The sequence below is a fragment of the Amycolatopsis viridis genome, from assembly GCF_011758765.1.
In the GTDB taxonomy this organism is placed as follows: Bacteria; Actinomycetota; Actinomycetes; order Mycobacteriales; family Pseudonocardiaceae; genus Amycolatopsis_E; species Amycolatopsis_E viridis.
This window is the reverse complement of record NZ_JAANOU010000001.1, coordinates 2,277,272-2,293,960: the sequence shown is the minus strand read 5'-3', so window position 1 is coordinate 2,293,960 and position 16,689 is coordinate 2,277,272. Positions and strand designations below refer to the sequence as shown.

Sequence of the window (16,689 nt, the reverse complement as noted above, 5' to 3'; positions counted from 1 at the left end):
ACCTCAGGACGGGGGCGGCCCGCCCCAGCCACTTTCCGGGATGTTATTTGCGTCCCGCAGGAATTCGGCGGCCGTTGCGAACCGTTCCATGGCGCGCACCACCCCGGCCCGCTCGGCGGGGTCGAGCCGGTCCAGGACGGCCGTCAGCGCACCCAGCCGGTCGGTGTGCACCCGCTGCACGATCTGCCGCCCGTGCACGGTCGGCGCGAGCAGCACCTCCCGCTTGTTCAGCGGGTTCGGCGCCTTCCGCAGCAGGTCCTCCGCCACCAGCCGGTCACAGGCCCGGGTCATCGAGGACGGGTTCACGCCCAGCTGCTCGGCCACCCGGCTCAGCGTGATGGGCGTCTGCTCGACGACGATCCGCAGCGCGCGGAACTGGGTCAGGGTGAGTTCGCCGATCACCCGCTCCACCGAGGCGTCCGCGATCCCCACCATGACCTGCAGCGCCCCGAGGACGGTTTCCGCCTCATCGCCGACCGAGCACGTTTGCGTCACGCAAGTCAGGATAACCCGGTTGCGACGGCGGCCACAACGCGCAGCGGGAGGGGCCATGACGACAGACCTGCCCGATCCGGTCGTCCGGCCGGTGACGCCCGAGGTGGACGTGACCGCGCTGGAGAGCGCGCTGCGCGCCCGCGTCGCGGGTGAGGTGCGGTTCGACGCGGGCAGCCGGGCGGCCTACTCGACCGACGCGTCCAACTTCCGCCAGGTTCCCATCGGTGTCGTGGTGCCGCGGACGCCCGAGGACGCGGTGCAGGCGATCGCGGTGGCGCGGGAGCACGGCGCGCCGGTGCTGTCGCGGGGCGGCGGGACCAGCCTGGCCGGGCAGTGCACCAACACCGCGGTGGTGCTGGACTGGTCGAAGTACTGCCACCAGGTGGAGTCCGTCGACGCCGAGGCCCGCACCTGCGTGGTACAGCCGGGCATCGTGCTCGACGACCTCAACCGGCACCTCGCCCCCACCGGCCTGCGGTTCGGCCCGGAACCGGCGACGCACATGAACTGCACGATCGGCGGCATGATCGGCAACAACTCGTGCGGCGCCACCGCGCAGCGCACCGGCAAGGTCGTGGACAACATCGCGGCGCTGGAGGTGCTCTGCTACGACGGCACGCGCTTCTGGTGCGGCGAGACCGGCGACGAGGAGTACCACCGCATCGAGCACCGCGGCGACCGGCGCGCGGAGATCTACCGCCAGCTGCGCCGGCTGCGTGACCGCTACGCCGACGAGATCCGCGCCCGGTTCCCGGACATCCCGCGCCGGGTGTCCGGCTACAACCTCGACTCGCTGCTGCCGGAGCACGGCTTCGACGTCGCGGGCCTGCTGGTGGGCAGCGAATCGACCCTGGTGACCGTGCTGCGGGCGAAGCTGGAGCTGGTTCCGGTGCTGGAGCACCGCACGCTGGTGGTGCTGGGCTATTCGAGTGTGGACAAGGCCGCGGACGCGGTGCCGGCGATCCTGCCGCACGAGCCGGTCGCCCTGGAGGGCCTGGACTCCAAGCTCATCCGCGACGAGCAGATCAAGCACCTCAACCCCGAGGCGCTCACGCAGCTGCCCCGGGGTCGCGCGTTCCTGATGGTGCAGTTCGCCGCCAAGAGCCCCGACGAGGCCGACGCGCAGGCCCACACCATGCTCGACGAGCTGCGCGACAGCGACCACCACGCCGACGTGGCCTTCCTCGACGACCCGGACCGCGAGAAGGAGCTGTGGCGGGTCCGCGAGGCCGGGCTCGGTGCGACCGCCCACCTGCCCGGCCGGCCCGACACGTTCGAAGGCTGGGAGGACTCGGCGGTCGCGCCGGACCGGCTCGGCGACTACCTGCGCCGGCTTTCCGCGCTGTACGCGGAGTTCGGGTACGCCAGCGACACCGGCCCCAGCCTCTACGGCCACTTCGGTCAGGGCTGCGTGCACACCCGCATCCCGTTCGACCTCTACTCCGCGGGCGGGGTGGCGACCTACCGGAAGTTCATGGAACGCGCGGCCGACGTGGTGTCCGAGTTCGGTGGTTCGCTGTCCGGCGAGCACGGCGACGGGCAGTCACGTGGCGAGCTGCTGCCGCGCATGTTCGGCGTCGATGTGGTGCGGGCGTTCGGGCAGCTGAAGGCGATCTTCGACCCGGGCGACCGGATGAACCCGGGCAAGGTGGTCGCCCCGCATCCGCTGGACGCCGACCTGCGCCTGGGCAGCGACTGGTCGCCGGCGGACCCGCAGGGGTTGTACTTCCGGTTCCCGCACGACGGCGGCTCGTTCGCCGAGGCCGCCAACCGGTGCGTCGGGGTGGGCCGGTGCCGCCAGCACGCCACGTCGGGCGGTCAGGTGATGTGCCCGTCATACCAGGTCACCGGCGAGGAGGAGCACTCCACGCGGGGCCGGGCGCGGTTGCTGTTCGAGATGCTCGGCGGTCACGCCGGCGGGCCGATCACCGACGGGTGGCGCTCGAGCGAGGTGCGCGAGGCACTCGACCTGTGCCTGGCCTGCAAGGGCTGCAAGACCGACTGCCCAGCCAACGTCGACATGGCGACCTACAAGGCGGAGTTCCTGGCGCACCACTACCGGCACCGCCCGTGGGAGCGCCCCCGTTCCGACCTGACGATGGGCTGGCTGCCGCTGATCGCGCAGGCGGTGTCGCGGACCCGGCTCGCACCGGTGGTCAACGCGCTGACCCACACGCCCGGCCTGGCGCGCCTGGCGACGAGCGCGGCGGGCGTGGAGCACCGCGAGCTGCCGCGGTTCGCGCACCAGAGCTTGCAGCAGTGGTACGCCCGCCGCGGCCCGCGCGGCAGCGGCGCGCGCGGCACCGTCCTGCTGTGGCCGGACACCTTCACCAACCTGTTCCACCCGCACATCGGCCGGGCCGCGGTCGAGCTGGCCGAGGACGCCGGCTGGCGGGTGGAGATGCCGCGGCGCGCCCTGTGCTGCGGGCTGACCTGGATCTCCACCGGTCAGCTCGCGACGGCGAAACGGGTGCTGCGCCGCACGGTCCGCGCGCTGGCGCCGCACCTGCGGCAGGGCGGGCTGGTGCTGGGCCTGGAACCCAGCTGCACCACGGTGTTCCGCGGGGACGCCCCGGAGCTGTTCCCCGGCGACCACGACGTGCGGCGGCTGCGCGGGCAGACCGTCACGCTCGCCGAGCTGCTCACCCAGCACTCCCCCGGCTACCGGCCCCCGTCGCTGACGGGGACCGAGGCGGTGGCGCAGGTGCACTGCCACCAGCACGCGGTGCTGGGCTGGGACGCCGACGAGGAACTGCTGCGGCGGGCGGGCGCCCGGGTGCGGCGCCTGGACTCCGGCTGCTGCGGGCTGGCCGGCAACTTCGGCTTCGAACGCGGTCACCTCGAGGTGAGCGAGGCGTGCGCGGAACGCGTCCTGCTGCCCGCGCTGCGGGAGACCGGCCCCGGCACGGCGGTGCTGGCCGACGGGTTCAGCTGCCGCACCCAGATCCACGAGTTCGACAGCGGCGGTCACGAGGGTGTCCACCTGGCAGAGCTGCTGGCCACCGCGATCCGACGAGGCACGGGCGCGCCCGTGCGGTGAGGAGGACACCATGTCCGAAACGGTCGCCGACCACGTGCTGCGGCGCCTGCGGGAATGGGGTGTGCAGCAGGTTTTCGCCTACCCGGGCGACGGGATCAACGGGATCGTCGCCGCGTTCGGCAAGGCGGACGACCAGCCCCGGTTCGTGCAGGCCCGTCATGAGGAGATGGCCGCGTTCGAGGCGGTGGGGTACGCCAAGTTCAGCGGGCACGTCGGGGTGTGCATGGCGACCTCGGGGCCGGGCGCCATCCATCTGCTCAACGGGCTCTACGACGCCAAGCTCGACCACGTCCCGGTGGTGGCGATCGTGGGGCAGACCGCGCGCAGCGCCATGGGCGGCAGCTACCAGCAGGAAGTCGACCTGCAGCCGTTGTTCAAGGACGTCGCGAGCGAGTACCTGGTCGAGGTCAACGTCGCCGAGCAGCTGCCCAACGCACTGGACCGGGCGATCCGCACGGCCCTGGCGAAACGGGCGCCGACCGCGCTGATCATCCCGGCGGATCTGCAGGAGCAGCCGTACACGGCGCCGAAGCACGCGTTCAAGCAGGTGCCCTCCAGCCCGCCCGGGTTCCCGCATCCGGTGGTGATCCCGCCGGAGGACGAGCTCGCGCGCGCGGCCGAGGTGCTGGATGCCGGGGAGAAGGTGGCGATCCTGGTCGGCCAGGGTGCGCGCAACGCCGCCGCCGAGGTCCGGGAGATCGCGGAGCTGACCGGCGCCGGAGTGGCGAAGGCGTTGCTGGGCAAGGACGTCCTGCCCGACGACCTGCCCTACGTCACCGGCTCGATCGGGCTGCTCGGCACCCGGCCGAGCTACGAGATGATGCGCGACTGCGACACGCTGCTGATCGTCGGTTCGAACTTCCCGTACAGCCAGTTCCTGCCCGAGTTCGGCCAGGCCCGCGCCGTCCAGATCGACATCGACGGCAGCATGATCGGCATGCGGTACCCGACCGAGGTGAACCTGGTCGGCGAGGCGAAGGGCACGCTGCGGGCGCTGATGCCGATGGTGCAGCGCAAGGACGACCGCCGGTGGCGGGAGAAGATCGAGAAGAACGTCGCGTCCTGGTGGGACACCGTCGAGCAGCAGGCGATGGTCGACGCGGACCCGGTGAACCCGATGCGGGTGGTGCACGAGCTGTCGAAGCGGATTCCCGAGGACGCGATCGTCACGGCCGACTCGGGGTCGTCGACCAACTGGTACGCGCGCAACCTCCGCATCCGCGGGCGGATGCGGGGCTCACTGTCCGGCACGCTCGCCACGATGGGGCCGGGTGTGCCGTACGCGATCGGGGCGAAGTTCGCCTGCCCGGACCGGCCGGTGATCGCGCTGGTCGGCGACGGCGCGATGCAGATGAACGGCATGGCCGAGCTGCTCACGATCCGCCGCTACCGGCACCTGTGGTCCGATCCGCGGCTGGTGGTGTGCGTGTTCCACAACAACGACCTCAACCAGGTCACCTGGGAGCTGCGGGCCATGGGCGGCGCCCCGAAGTTCGAGCAGTCGCAGTCGCTGCCGGACGTCGACTACGCCGGGTTCGCGCGGTCGCTGGGGCTGGATGCGATCGGCGTCGACGACCCGGACCAGCTCGGCCCCGCGTGGGACCGGGCGCTGGCGGGGGCGGGCCCGGTGGTGCTGGACGTGCGCTGCGACCCGGACGTGCCGCCGATCCCGCCGCACGCCACCCTCGACCAGGTCCGGTCGGTGACCGAGGCCGTGCTCAAGGGCGATCCGGATGCGTTCCACCTGGTCGCGCAGGGCGTGAAGACCAAGGCGCAGGAGATGCTGCCGGGCGGGCGGTCATGACCGCGATCGAGGCGGTCGAGGCGCGCGCCTACCGGATTCCGACCCCGGAGCCGGAAACCGACGGCACGCTGACCTGGGACGCCACCACGATGGTCGTCGTGGAGGTCCGCGCCGCCGGCACCACCGGTCTCGGCTGGACCTACGCCGACGCCTCCTGCGTGCCGCTCATCCACGGCACGCTCGCCCCGGCGGTGCTCGGCCAGGACGTGCTGGACGTGCCCGCGGCCTGGACGGCGATGCAGCGGCGGATCCGCAACCTCGGCCGTCCCGGGCTGGTCTCCTGCGCGATGTCCGCCGTCGACATCGCGCTGTGGGACGCGGCCGCGCGCGTGCTCGGTGTCGCGCTGAGCCGCCTGCTCGGCCGGGCGCACCAGGACGCGGCCCTCTACGGCAGCGGCGGGTTCACCAGCCAGAGCACCGGCGAGCTGCGCGACCAGCTGGACCGGTGGGTGCACGAGCAGCGGATCCCGCGGGTGAAGATCAAGATCGGGCAGGACGGGGGCCGGGACGTGGATCGTGACCTGGCCCGGGTCGCCACCGCCCGCGAGGTGATCGGGGACGGCACCGAGCTCTACGTCGACGCGAACGGCGGCTACACCCGCGGGCAGGCCCGGCGGGTGGCGCAGCGGCTCGCCGGGCACGACGTGCGCTGGTTCGAGGAACCGGTCTCCAGCGACGACCTGGAGGGGCTCGCCGAGCTGCGGCGGACGACCACGATCGACGTCGCGGCCGGCGAGTACGGCTACGACCTGGTCTACTTCGGACGGATGGTGCGCGCGGGCGCGGTGGACTGCCTGCAGATCGACGTGACCCGCTGCGGCGGCTACACCGAATGGCGGCGGGCGGCCGCGGTGGCCGCGGCGGCCGGGCTGGAGGTGTCCGGGCACTGCGCCCCCAACCTGTCCGCACACGCGGCCGTCGCCACGCCGAACTTCCGCCACCTGGAATGGTTCGCCGACCACGACCGCATCGAGTCCGCGTTCCTCGACGGCGCACTCGACCCCGCCGGTGGCCGGGTCCGGCCGGACCCGGACGTCCCCGGCCACGGGCTCACCCTCAAGGCCGCGGACCTGGAACCCTACGGAAAGGACTGACCCGTGCGTGCACTCACCGTCGTGCCCCAGCAGCCCGGTTCGCTGCGGGTGTCCGAGCTGCCCGATCCGGAACCGGGTCCCGGTGAGCTCCTCGTCCAGGGTCTCGCGCTGGGCGTGTGCGGCACCGACAAGGAGATCGTGGGCGGCGCCTACGGCTGGTCCCCCGACGGCGCGGACCGGCTGGTGCTCGGCCACGAGTCCCTCGGCCGGGTCCGGCAGGCGCCGCCCGGTAGCCGGTTCCAGCCCGGCGACCTCGTCGTCGGCGTGGTGCGGCGGCCGGACCCGGTGCCGTGCGGGGCGTGCGCGCACGGCGAGTTCGACATGTGCCGCAACGGCCGCTACACCGAGCGCGGCATCAAGCAGCGGCACGGTTACGGCAGTGAACTGTGGACGGTCGAACAGGACTACGCGGTGCCGGTGGACCCGCGGCTGGAGCGGACCGGGATGCTGCTGGAACCGACCACCGTCGTGGCCAAGGCGTGGGAGCAGGTGGAACGCGTCGGTGCCCGGGCCTGGTTCGACCCCAAGCGCGTGCTGGTGACCGGTGCCGGGCCGATCGGCCTGCTGGCGGCCCTGCTCGGGGTGCAGCGCGGGCTCGACGTGCACGTCCTGGACCGGGTGAGCACGGGACCGAAACCGCGGCTGGTGCGGGCGCTGGGCGCGACCTACCACACCGAGCCGGCCGGCGACGTCGCCGAGCGCCTGGAACCCGACGTGGTGATCGAGGCGACCGGCGTCGGCAGCGTCGTCCTCGACGTCATGCGGAACAACGCCGCCTACGGCATCGTGTGCCTGACCGGCGTGTCGGCCGCCGGGCGGTCGCTGCCGGTCGACGCGGGTGCGCTCAACCGCGAAATCGTGCTGGAGAACGACGTGGTGCTGGGCTCGGTGAACGCGAACCTGCGGCACTACCACCAGGGCGCGGAGGCGCTGGCCAAGGCCGATCCGGAGTGGCTGGCGAACCTGGTCACCCGGCGGGTGCCGCTGGGGCGGGCGGCGGAGGCGTTCACCGCGGGCCAGGACGACGTCAAGGTCGTCGTCACCCTCACCGGCGGGGAGTGAGCGGAACGATGACAGCGATCGAGGACTACGCCCTGCTCGGCGACCTGCACACCGCGGCGCTGGTGTCCCGGCACGGCTCCGTCGACTGGCTGTGCCTGCCGCGCTTCGACTCGCCCGCCTGCTTCGCGGCGCTGCTCGACGCGGAGCGCGCCGGGCACTGGCAGCTCGCCCCGGCCAGCGGCGGCCCCGCCACCCGGCGGTCCTACCGCGGCGACTCGCTGATCCTGGACACCGAATGGGACACCGCCGAGGGCACCGTCCGGGTCACCGACTTCATGCCGCCCCGCGCCGAGGCGCCGGACGTGGTCCGCATCGTGGAGGGCGTGTCCGGCCGGGTCCCGATGCGCTCGACGATGCGGCTGCGGTTCGACTACGGCTCGATCAAACCGTGGGTGCGGCGCGACCAGGACCGGCTGGCCGCGGTCGCCGGCCCGGACGCGGTGTGGCTGCACACCTCCGCGCCGGTGTCCGACCGGGACGGGGTGATCGGCGGCGAGTTCAGCGTCGCCGCCGGGGAGCGGGTGCCGTTCGTGCTCACCCACCGGGCCTCGCACCTGCCGGCCCCGGCGCGCGTCGACCCCGGCCGGGCCCTGGACGACACCGAGCGGCTCTGGGCCGGGTGGATCTCCCGCTGCACGTACCGCGGCCGGTGGTCCCCGGCGGTGCGGCGCGCGCTGGTCACGCTCAAGGCCCTCACCTACGACCCGACCGGCGGGATCATCGCCGCCGCCACCACATCCCTGCCCGAACAGCTCGGCGGGCCGCGCAACTGGGACTACCGGTACTGCTGGCTGCGCGACGCGACGTTCACCCTGCAGGCGCTGCTGGGCACCGGGTTCACCGAGGAAGCCCGCGCCTGGCGGGAATGGCTCGTCCGCGCGGTCGCCGGGGACGCGTCGAAGCTGCAGATCATGTACGGGCTGGACGGCACCCGGCGGATGCCGGAGTCCGAACTGGACTGGCTGTCCGGGTACGAGAAGTCAGCTCCGGTGCGGTCCGGCAACGCGGCCGCGGGCCAGTTCCAGCTCGACGTGTGGGGCGAGGTGCTCGACGGCCTGCACCTGGCACGGGAAGCGGGCCTGCCCACCGAGCACGTCGCGTGGGACGTGCAGCGGGCGCTGCTGGACTTCCTGGAGGGGCACTGGGACCAGCCCGACAACAGCCTCTGGGAGGTGCGTGGCCCGCGGCGGCAGTTCGTGCACTCCAAGGTGATGGCGTGGGCCGGGCTGGACCGGGCGGTGCGCACCGTGGAACGGCAGCACCTGGACGGGCCGGTCGGGCGGTGGCGGGCGCTGCGCGACCGCATCCACGACGAGGTGTGCGAGCACGGCTACGACCCGGACCGCGAGACGTTCACCCAGTTCTACGGCTCACGCGGGCTGGACGCGGCGCTGCTGCTGATCCCGCGCGTCGGGTTCCTGCCCTGGCGGGATCCCCGGGTGCGGGGCACGGTGGAGGCCGTCCGCCGCGAGCTGTGCCGCGACGGGCTCCTGCTGCGGTACGACCCGTCGGCCGACGGCGGCGTGGACGGGCTGCCCGGCGGCGAGGGCAGTTTCCTCGCGTGCTCCTTCTGGCTGGCCGACGCCCTGCACGGCGACGGGCGCACCGGCGAGGCGGAGGAGCTGTTCGAGCGGCTGCTCGACCTGCGCAACGACGTCGGCCTGCTCAGCGAGGAGTTCGACACGCAGCTCGGGCGCCAGCTGGGCAACGCGCCGCAGGCGTTCAGCATGGTCGGGCTCGTCAACACCGCGCGCCACCTGTCCGGCAGCCACACCACGACCAGCGCCACCCGCGGCGAGCAGGACCTCGCCGGCGACCCGGGTTAGGGATCCGGTCCGAGCGGATGCGGCCGCGGCGTAGCGCCCGCCCACCTGCTCCCGCAGCTCCTCCGACCGGTTCGTCGTCACCAGCGTCTGCCACCCGCCGGAACTCAGGCGGCCCCGGCGACCGCGAGCGCCCCGTAGGCCACCAGCGCGACCAGGACGGTGGACACCGCGCCCAGCGCGAGGCCGCGGCGGCCCGTGCGCAGCAGCGCACCGAGCCGCACCCCGCTGCCCAGGCCGAACAGCGCGGCGGCGAACAGCAGGGTCGTCACCACGTTCGCGGTGGAGAGCACCGGCGCGGGCACGAGGCCGGAGCTGCGCAGCGCCATCGTGGCGAGGAAACCGAGCACGAACAGCGGCACCAGGGGCGGGCGCTTGCCGGTCGTGGTGGCCGGGGCGTGCAGTGCGCGGCGGCGCCGCACGATGCTCACCCCGGCCACCATCGGCGCGAGCAGCACCACCCGGGTGAGCTTCACCACGACCGCGACCGCGACCGCGGCCGCCCCCGCCGGGGATGCGGCGGCCACCACCTGCGCGACCTCGTGCACGCTGAGCCCCGCCCACTCGCCGAACCGCTGCGGCCCCAGGCCGAGCGCGCGCCCGGCCAGCGGCACCAGCGCGATGGCGGCGCTGCCGTAGAGCGTCACGAGCGTCACCGCGGTCGCGACCTCCTCGCGGTCGGACTCGGTCACGCTGTCCATCGCCGCGATCGCAGAGGCGCCGCAGATCGAGAACCCGGTGCCCACCAGCAGCGCCAGCCCGCGCGGCACCCCGATCAGCCGGCCGGCGAGGATCGTGCCGAAGAAACTGACCAGCACAGTGACCACCACTGCCACCACGGTGCCCGCACCGAGCCGGAAGACCTCGCCGAGCCCCAGCTGGCACCCCAGCAGCACCACACCCAGCCGCAGGAACTTCCGGGTGGCCCAGCGCAAGCCGTCCTGCGCGGCCGGGGGGACGGCACTCGCGACGAGCACCCCGAGCACGACCGCGACGGTCAGCGCGCTGACCGCGGGCACAAGTTTGTTCAGTCCGAACGCGACCGCCGTGCCGGCGGCGGCCACGAGCAGGCCCGGCACCAGCCGCCGGGCGGGCATCGTCGATCGCGGGGCGTTCTCCCGAGCGGAATCTGCTTTGGTCACAACCAGATCGTCACCGCGTGGCGCGCTCCCCGGTACCCGCCAAGCGACTCGCACGTCATACCCTTACTGCATGACCCGTCTGCCCGATGTCGAATCCCTGCGGCTGCTCGTTCTGGTGGGGCACCACGGCAGCCTCACCGCGGCCGCGCAGACCGCCGGGATCAGCCAGCCGTCAGCGAGCAAGCGGATCAGCACGCTGGAACGGCTGCTCGGCATCCAGCTGCTGGACCGGTCGCGGCGCGGTTCGGCGCTCACCCAGTCCGGGCTGCTGGTCAGCGGGTGGGCGCAGCGGGTCCTCGACGAACTGGGCGTGATGATGGACGGCGCCGAGGCACTGCGCCGCGAGCGCGGCGCCCAGCTGTCGCTGGCGGCGAGCCTCACGGTGGCGGAATACCTGCTGCCGACGTGGATCGGCGAGCTGCGGCGCGCCGTCCCCGACCTGCACGTGGGCATGCAGGTGCTCAACTCCAGCCGGGTGCACGAGCTGGCCCGCCACGGCGACATCGACCTGGGGTTCGTGGAATCGCCGGGCGGGCTGGCCGGGGTGCGGTCCCGGGTGGTGGCCCGGGACCGGCTGGTGCTGGTCGTGGCGCCGGACCACCCGTGGCGGCGGCGCCGCCGCCCGGTCGACCCGGCCGAGCTCGCGGCGACCGCGCTGATCAGCCGCGAATCCGGTTCGGGCACCCGGGAAACCGCGGAACAGGCGTTGCGGGCGGCCGGCGCCGAGCCGGTGGAACCGCTGCTCGAACTGGGTTCGGCGACCGCCGTGCGCAGCGCGGTGGCGGCCGGGGCGGGGCCGGCGCTGATCAGCGAGCTGATCGTGGCGCCGGACCTCACCGCCGGGACGCTGGTGGAGATCCCGACCGTCGGCGTCGACCTCGGCCGGGCACTGCGCGCGGTGTGGCGGTCCGGCACGACCCCGGTCGGCCCGGCCGCGCGGCTGCTGACGATCGCGCTGCGCCGGAACCGCCGGACGGCCCCGGCGCCGGGGAGGTGACCGGTCAGCGGGTCCCGAGCAGGGCGGGCAGCTGCGCCACGGAGTCCAGCACGTGCGTGGCACCGTGTGCGGTCAGTGTGGCCGCGTCGTGGGCGCCGGTGAGCACCCCGGCCACCACGGACGCACCGGCGCGGCGCCCGGTGAGCATGTCGAAACCGGTGTCGCCGGCCACCGCCACCGCCCGCACGTCACTGACACGCAGGCGCAGCGCCGCGGTGAGCACCAGGTCCGGGAACGGCCGCCCGCGGCCGGCGTCGTCCGGGCACAGCACCAGGTCGGCCACATCCGTCCACTCCAGACGGTCGAGCAGCGCGTCCCGGGTGGCGGCGGAGAACCCGGTGCTCAGGCACACCCGCCGGCCCTGGTCGCGCAACGCCCGGATCGCCTCCTCGGCGCCCGGAACCGGTTCGGCCACCGCGATCGCCCGCTCCGCGAACGCCTCCTCGAAGACGCGGTTCGCCTGCTCCGCACGGTCACCGGGGAACAGCGCCCGGAACACCACGATCTTCGCGGTACCCATGGTGTCGCGGATGTAGGCCTGCGCGCGCCGCCACTGCGCCGATCCGGCGGGCACGTCCACCGCCGTCAGCGCAGCGGCGAAGGCCGCCTCGACGGCACCGTCGTCGCGCACCGTGGTGCCCGCGAGGTCGAGGACGACCAGCTCCACGTCCGGGTTCACCGGGCGTCCTGGGTGTCGCGGGCGGACACCGCGTGCACCGCGGCGATCAGGGCCATCGTCTCGATCCCGGCCACACCGCAACCGCGGGAGAGGTCGTGCAGCGGCGCGGCGACGCCCTGCAGGATCGGGCCGAACGCGTGCGCCCCGCCGAGCCGTTCGGCGATCTTGTAGCCGATGTTGCCCGCGTCGAGGTTGGGGAACACCAGCACGTTGGCCCGCCCGGCGACAGCCGACCGCGGCGCCTTCACCGCGCCGACCGCGTCCACCACGGCCGCGTCGAACTGCAGCTCGCCGTCCACCTCGGCGCCGGGCAGCCGGTCGCGGACGAGTTCGGTGGCGCGCCGCACCTTCTCCACGGCGGCGTGCCGGGCACTGCCGAACGTGCTGAACGACAGCATCGCGACCACCGGTTTGGCGCCGGTCAGGGCGCGGTGGGTGGCGGCGGCCCCGGTGGCGATGTCGGCGAGCGCCTCCGCGTCCGGGTCGGGCACCACGGCGCAGTCGGCGAACGTGATCGCGCGGCCGTCGCGCAGCAGCATCAGGAACGAGCTGCTGAGGGTGCGCACCCCGGGCGCGAGGCCGACGATGCGCAGCCCGGCGCGCAGCACGTCGGAGGTGGGCCGGGTCGCGCCGGCGACGCAGGCGTCCACCCGGCCCACGGCCAGCGCGGCGGCGGCCAGTGCGACCGGGTCCCGCACCGCGGCCGGCCGCCCGGGCAGCGCCTCGGCGAGCCGTGCGGCGACGGCCGGGTCGGCCGCGAGCGCGGCGGTGTCGAGCAGGTTCTCCGCCGCCAGCGGCACACCCAGCTCCTCCGCCGCCGCGGCGACCGCCGCCGCCTCCCCCACCAGGACCGGCTCGATCTCGCCGCGTTCACGCAGCCGCGCCGCCGCCCGCAGTGCCCGCTCGTCGGTGCCGTCGGCGAGCGCCACCCGCATGCCACGGCCCGCGACGCGCTCCCACCAGGTCTCGGCCAGGGTCCCCTGCCCGGCGGCCATCGTCATCGTCGAACTCCCTCGCGGTCGGCCGGCAGTGCTCCCCGTGAGGATGACCAGGCACGCCGGGCACCGACAGAGCCAGAACCGGGGCCGATGACGGGTCCAGTCTGGCACCGTCGACCGGCCCGTTTCTGGTACTTCTGCCCCGGCCAGTCGTCCCGCACGCTCGGATCGACGCAGACGGCAGATGGGAGCGGACGATGAGGATCGGTGTGCCACGCGAGGTGAAGAACCACGAGTACCGGGTGGCGGCGACGCCGGCCGGCGTGCACGAGTTCACCGCGGCCGGCCACGAGGTGTTCGTGGAACGCGGCGCGGGCGAGGGCTCGTCCATCCGCGACGAGGACTACGCGGCCGCCGGGGCGAAGCTGCTCGACACCGCCGACGACGTGTGGGACACCGCCGAGATGGTGCTGAAGGTGAAGGAGCCGGTCGCTCAGGAGTACCACCGCCTGCGCTCCGGCCAGCTGCTGTTCACCTACCTGCACCTCGCGGCCAGCGAGGAGTGCACCCGGGCCCTGCTCGACGCCGGCACGACCGCGGTGGCGTACGAGACCGTGCAGCTGCCCGGCGGTGCGCTGCCGCTGCTGTTCCCGATGAGCGAGGTGGCCGGGCGCCTGGCGCCGCTGGTCGGCGCGCAGACGTTGATGCGCGTCAACGGCGGCCGCGGCGTGCTGATCGGCGGCGTGTCCGGGGTGGCGCCGGCCCGGGTGGTGGTGCTGGGCGCCGGTGTCGCCGGGATGAACGCCGTCGCGGTCGCCGCGGGCACCTGGGGCGACGTGGTGCTGTTCGACAAGAACGTGGACAAGCTGCGGGCCGCCGACCGGATGTACCAGGGGCGCATCCGCACCGCCGCGGCCAACGCCTACGCGATCGAGCAGGCGGTGCTGGAGGCCGACCTGGTGATCGGCGCCGTGCTGGTGCCCGGTGCGAAGGCACCCAGCCTGGTGTCCAACGAGGTGGTGTCCCGGATGAAGCCGGGCAGCGTGCTGGTCGACATCTCCATCGACCAGGGCGGCTGCTTCGAGGACTCGCGCCCGACGACGCACGCGGAACCGACCTTCCGGGTGCACGAGTCGGTGTTCTACTGCGTGGCCAACATGCCGGGCGCGGTGCCGCACACCTCCACGCACGCGCTGACGAACGTGACGCTGCCGTACGCGCTGGAGATCGCGAACAAGGGGCTGCGGGCGGCGGTGCGCGACACGCCCGAGCTGCGCGGCGGGGTCAGCACCGTCTCCGGTGCGCTGACCTCCGAGCCGGTGGCCCGGGCGCACGGCCTGCCCGCGGTGGACGTGGACGCGGCGCTGGCCTGAAATGCCGACGGCGGCGGGGTGGGGTGGGAAAACCGGCCACCACGGGTTAGGTTTCTGCTCACCCCGCTCCGGTGCGGCCAAGCCAGGAGACTGCCCTTGCCACGCACACTGATCGAGATCGACCGGTCCTCCGACGAACCGCTGTACCGCCAGGTGCGGCGGGCGATCGAGCACGGCATCGCCATCGGCACCTTCGACCCGGCGCGGCGGCTGCCCAGCTCCCGGGAACTGGCCGTCGAGCTGGGCGTCTCCCGCAACACCATCAACCTCGCCTACCAGGAGCTGGTGGCCGAGGGGTACGTGGAAAGCCGTGAGCGCAGCGGGTTGTTCATCAACGGGGAGATGCGCCCGCACTGCGCGGTGCAGGAACGCGACACCGAATCCCGCATCGACTGGGCCAGCCGGGTGCACCGGTTCCCCGACGCCGGGGTCGCCCACATCGAGAAACGCACCGACTGGGCGAGCTACCCCTACCCGTTCCTCGCCGGGCAGGTCGACGTCTCGGCGTTCCCGGCCCGGTCCTGGACGCGGTGCCTGCGGGACGCGCTGTACCGGCCGCACGTGTTCCACAGCCTGCAGGACAGCGTGGGGTCCGACGACCCGATGCTGGTGGACATGGTGTGCCGCCACCTGCTGACCACCCGCGGCATCGAGGCGAGCCACGACGAGGTGCTCATCACCGTCGGTTCGCAGCAGGGCCTGGACCTGCTCGGCCGGGTGCTGCTCGGCCCGCAGCAGGTGGTGGCGATCGAGAACCCCGGCTACCTCGACGCGCGGCACATCTTCCTGCGCACCGGCGCCCGCGTGGTGGGCCTCGACGTCGACTCCAGCGGCCTGCGGCCACCCGCGTCGCTGGACGGGGTCGACCTGCTCTACCTCACCCCCAGCCACCAGCACCCGACCAACGCGACGCTGAGCATCGGGCGGCGCCGCCGGCTGCTCGCGCAGGCCGCCGCGTCCGGCACGGTGGTCGTCGAGGACGACTACGACAGCGAATTCCGGTACCAGGGCAGCCCCACGCCCGCGTTGAAGGCGCTCGACAGCACCGGGGACGCGGTGTACCTCGGCACGTTCTCCAAGTTCCTCTCCCCCGGCTTGCGGCTGGGGTACCTGGTCGGGCCGCGGGAGCTGGTGCGGGCGCTGCGCGAGGCCCGCCGCTACATGCTGCGCCACCCGCCCGGGCACCTGCAGCGCGCGCTGGCGCTGCTCATCGAAAGCGGCGAGTACCACCGCTCGCTGCGCCGCTACCGGGCCAAGCTGATGCGCAAGTGGACGGCCACCTGCACCGCGGTCACCGAGCACCTGCCGTGGCCGCAGGCGCCGTACCCGCCGGGCGGGGTGAGCCTGTGGATGAGCGGGCCGCCGGAGCTGGACTGCCGGATGCTCGTGGAACGCGCGGAGCGGATGGGTGTGCTGATCGAGCGCGGCGACATCTTCTTCCTCGGTGACGACCAGCCGCGCAACCACTTCCGCATCGGGTTCTCCGCCACCCCGCTCGCCGCGATCGATCCGGGGATCCGGTTGCTCGGCCGCCTGTGCACGGCCCTCCTCGGCAGCTGACCCCCCGGCGGCTTCCCCACCACCGCATCCACCCCGCCGGCATCTTCACCCCTCCCGCGCGTGTTTGCCCCTCGCCGCAGCGTGTTCGCCCCTCACGGCGGCGTGTTCGCCCCTCACGGCGGCGTGTTCGCCCCTCACGGCGGCGTGTTTGCCCCTCACGGCACCGTGTTTGCCCCTCACGGCGGCGTGTTTGCCCGGCGCGGCCGCGTGTTTGCCCGGCGCGGCAGCGTGTTCAGCACTCCCGACCGCGTGTTCACCACTCCCGACCGTGTGTTTGCTCCTTGCCGCAGCGTGTTGGCCCCGCGGGGCAACGGGTTGGCCAATCCCGACGGCGTGTTTGCCTGTCGGCGACGAGTTTGCCGCTCCGGTGGCATGTTTGCCCCTCCGGCACCGATTGAGCACCCCGGGTGAGTGCCGGCCATCCATCCGGCGACCCGTGCCAGGTCGGAAATCAACCGAACTGGCGACGAGAGGCCGACGCCCCCCGGACAGGCGAACACGCCGCCCAGGCGGGCAAACACGATGCCCGCAGCGGCGAACACGGTGACCGGACGGGCAAAGACGATGCCCGCAGCGGTTGACACGATGCCCGGCCCGGCAAACACGGTGACCGGCCGGGCGAACACGGTGACCGGAGGGGTGGACACGGTGACCGGACCGGCGAACACGCGGGGCGGTGGTG

13 protein-coding genes are annotated in these 16,689 nt (G+C 73.5%); 8 read left to right on the top strand and 5 right to left on the bottom strand.

All coding sequences use genetic code 11. From position 1 onward, the window contains the following. Positions 1–3: 3 nt before the first annotated feature. Positions 4–495 carry a MarR family winged helix-turn-helix transcriptional regulator gene (locus FHX46_RS11280; RefSeq protein ID WP_167113117.1) on the bottom strand — a complete coding sequence of 164 codons (492 nt, stop codon included), beginning with the start codon at positions 493–495 and terminating at the stop codon, positions 4–6. A 55-nt stretch (positions 496–550) separates the two neighbouring features. On the opposite strand from FHX46_RS11280, the gene FHX46_RS11275 reads away from it, so the two are divergent. From FHX46_RS11275 to FHX46_RS11255, 5 genes are read left to right on the top strand one after another with little or no spacing between them, the layout of a single operon-like run. After that, positions 551–3,535 (top strand): FAD-binding and (Fe-S)-binding domain-containing protein, encoded by a 2,985-nt coding sequence (locus FHX46_RS11275; RefSeq protein ID WP_167113115.1) that lies wholly within the window; start codon positions 551–553, stop codon positions 3,533–3,535. A gap of 10 nt (positions 3,536–3,545) precedes the next feature. Beyond that, a complete protein-coding gene (locus FHX46_RS11270; protein ID WP_167113113.1) occupies positions 3,546–5,339 on the top strand; it encodes a thiamine pyrophosphate-requiring protein in 1,794 nt (597 codons plus the stop codon). Beyond that, a complete protein-coding gene (locus FHX46_RS11265) occupies positions 5,336–6,433 on the top strand; it encodes an enolase C-terminal domain-like protein (protein ID WP_167113111.1) in 1,098 nt (365 codons plus the stop codon). The genes FHX46_RS11270 and FHX46_RS11265 overlap by 4 nt, the downstream gene beginning before the upstream one ends. A gap of 3 nt (positions 6,434–6,436) precedes the next feature. Continuing rightward, positions 6,437–7,495 (top strand): glucose 1-dehydrogenase, encoded by a 1,059-nt coding sequence (locus FHX46_RS11260; protein ID WP_167113109.1) that lies wholly within the window; start codon positions 6,437–6,439, stop codon positions 7,493–7,495. 8 nt (positions 7,496–7,503) lie between these two features. Next, positions 7,504–9,321 (top strand): glycoside hydrolase family 15 protein, encoded by a 1,818-nt coding sequence (locus FHX46_RS11255; protein WP_167113107.1) that lies wholly within the window; start codon positions 7,504–7,506, stop codon positions 9,319–9,321. Positions 9,322–9,425: 104 nt separating this feature from the next. Here the strand turns inward: FHX46_RS11255 and FHX46_RS11250 are convergent, their stop codons facing one another. Beyond that, complete coding sequence (locus tag FHX46_RS11250) at positions 9,426–10,415, bottom strand: YeiH family protein (RefSeq protein WP_167121391.1); 990 nt, start codon at positions 10,413–10,415, stop codon at positions 9,426–9,428. A 115-nt stretch (positions 10,416–10,530) separates the two neighbouring features. Between FHX46_RS11250 and FHX46_RS11245 the strand changes: the two genes are divergently transcribed. After that, entirely contained in the window at positions 10,531–11,457 is a 927-nt protein-coding gene (locus FHX46_RS11245) for a LysR family transcriptional regulator (RefSeq protein WP_167113105.1), read from the top strand. A gap of 4 nt (positions 11,458–11,461) precedes the next feature. Here FHX46_RS11245 and FHX46_RS11240 read toward each other — a convergent pair whose 3' ends face one another. Next, positions 11,462–12,136 carry a phosphonatase-like hydrolase gene (locus FHX46_RS11240; RefSeq protein WP_167113103.1) on the bottom strand — a complete coding sequence of 225 codons (675 nt, stop codon included), beginning with the start codon at positions 12,134–12,136 and terminating at the stop codon, positions 11,462–11,464. Beyond that, positions 12,133–13,137, bottom strand: a complete 1,005-nt coding sequence (locus FHX46_RS11235) for a phosphotransacetylase (protein ID WP_167113101.1) — start codon at positions 13,135–13,137, stop codon at positions 12,133–12,135. The genes FHX46_RS11240 and FHX46_RS11235 overlap by 4 nt, the downstream gene beginning before the upstream one ends. 194 nt (positions 13,138–13,331) lie before the next feature. On the opposite strand from FHX46_RS11235, the gene ald reads away from it, so the two are divergent. Then, positions 13,332–14,447: an alanine dehydrogenase gene (gene ald / locus FHX46_RS11230; RefSeq protein ID WP_167113099.1), complete on the top strand. Its 1,116-nt coding sequence runs from the start codon at positions 13,332–13,334 to the stop codon at positions 14,445–14,447. A gap of 96 nt (positions 14,448–14,543) precedes the next feature. After that, complete coding sequence (pdxR, locus tag FHX46_RS11225; RefSeq protein ID WP_167113097.1) at positions 14,544–16,007, top strand: MocR-like pyridoxine biosynthesis transcription factor PdxR; 1,464 nt, start codon at positions 14,544–14,546, stop codon at positions 16,005–16,007. Between the two features lie 176 nt (positions 16,008–16,183). Here pdxR and FHX46_RS11220 read toward each other — a convergent pair whose 3' ends face one another. Further along, the gene (locus tag FHX46_RS11220; RefSeq protein WP_167113095.1) at positions 16,184–16,675 is read right to left on the bottom strand and encodes a hypothetical protein; all 492 of its coding nucleotides are present in this window, start codon (positions 16,673–16,675) and stop codon (positions 16,184–16,186) included. Positions 16,676–16,689: the final 14 nt, after the last annotated feature.